Source organism: uncultured Arthrobacter sp., from assembly GCF_902805515.1.
In the GTDB taxonomy this organism is placed as follows: Bacteria; Actinomycetota; Actinomycetes; order Actinomycetales; family Micrococcaceae; genus Arthrobacter_D.
In genome coordinates this window covers 1-1250 of sequence record NZ_CADCTE010000109.1, presented here as the reverse complement: position 1 = coordinate 1250, position 1250 = coordinate 1, and the positions used below count along the sequence as shown (strand labels likewise).

Genomic DNA, 1250 nt, shown 5'->3' with positions numbered 1-1250 from the left:
TTCGTGCCCCTGCTCTGGGACGACGAAGATCGTCCATTCTGCCCGAATCGCGATCAGCTCGTACACATGCTCCAGTAGAAGAAGCGCTCTCGCATCTCGATCGAAGCAATTGCTCGACACCAGGAAATGTGCAGGATCTGGACGCTCGACTGGGCCAGCCGACGAGCCCGGTTCCACTCGTCGGCCCTTGGCGAGCCACGCCGTGCGCTGCAAGTGATTGTCCACTGCCATGGAATCCGTGTGCGTAGGCGGCGTGTCCCCCTCGGACACCAGCTGATACACACCGATCGCTATCCAGTGCTACGCGGTTCCTCGCGGTAGGACCCACCGGTGCTCGGAAGTCGAGTACCTCGGCAGCGATCTCGAAGTCCCTGTCGTAATGCACGACCGCCAGTCGGTGCTCGGTCGCCAGTACGGCGGTCAGCAGATCCGCGATGCCCACCGCTCGGTGCCGCCCGGTAGCGGCCAATTCGCGCTGCGCGTCGAACGCCCGCAGTCAGTGACCGTCATCCGGAACGCAGCCGAGACGGCTCGTCCTCAGGCCAGGAGCGCTGCGAGTGAGGCGTCCGAGGCGGCGAGCGCCGCGCGGTCGTAGGTCGCGCCACTGGCGAGCAGTTCGTCGGCTCCGGTGCGGTCGGCGAGCCCCTCGAGCCGCCGACGCACGGTCGCCGGACTCCCGGCCGTGGCGGCGTCGAGGCCGCGCGCCACCCGATCGGCGTCCTGGCCGTCCCAGTGCTGGGCGCGGATGGCGGCCACCGGCTGGAGGAAGTCGAAGACGCCGGTCCGCCGCGCGCGAGCCATCGCCCAGACCTCCGACAGAGCCAGCTCACGGGCCTCCGCATCCGTGTCGGCGACCAGCACGTCCATCGAGACGGTGACGTGGGGACGGCTGTCCCGGTGCGAGCGGAAGTCGCGGCGGTAGGCGGCAAGCACGTCGCCGAGCTCGGGCCGCGAGAGCACCGGGCCGCCGAGCACCACCGGCAGCCCCAGCCGGGCTGCGACCTCGATCCCATGTCCGGTGGCGAGCACGAAGATCGGGAGAGGGTCCTCCCCCACCGGACGCGCGGTGACCGGCGAGGTCCGCTCCAGGTAGCTCCGAACCTCGGCGATGTCGTCGCCGAACGAATCGTGCTCGTCGTCAGGACGGCGCAGCGCACGGCGAACGGGTGCGGTGAAGCCGACCGAGCGGCCCAGTCCGAGGTCGACCCTCCCCGGGTAGAGGCCCGCCAGCATCAGGAACTGCTCGGCCA

2 protein-coding genes are annotated in these 1250 nt (G+C 69.7%); both read right to left on the bottom strand.

Going from position 1 to position 1250, the window contains the following annotated elements; genetic code table 11:
- The coding region (locus QZX79_RS09630; protein WP_294567954.1) for a hypothetical protein at nucleotides 1–231 on the bottom strand (231 nt) is incomplete at its 3' end.
- Between the two features lie 306 nt (nucleotides 232–537).
- Nucleotides 538–1250 (bottom strand): LLM class flavin-dependent oxidoreductase (locus QZX79_RS09625; protein WP_294567952.1); only part of this gene is annotated, 713 nt, incomplete at its 5' end.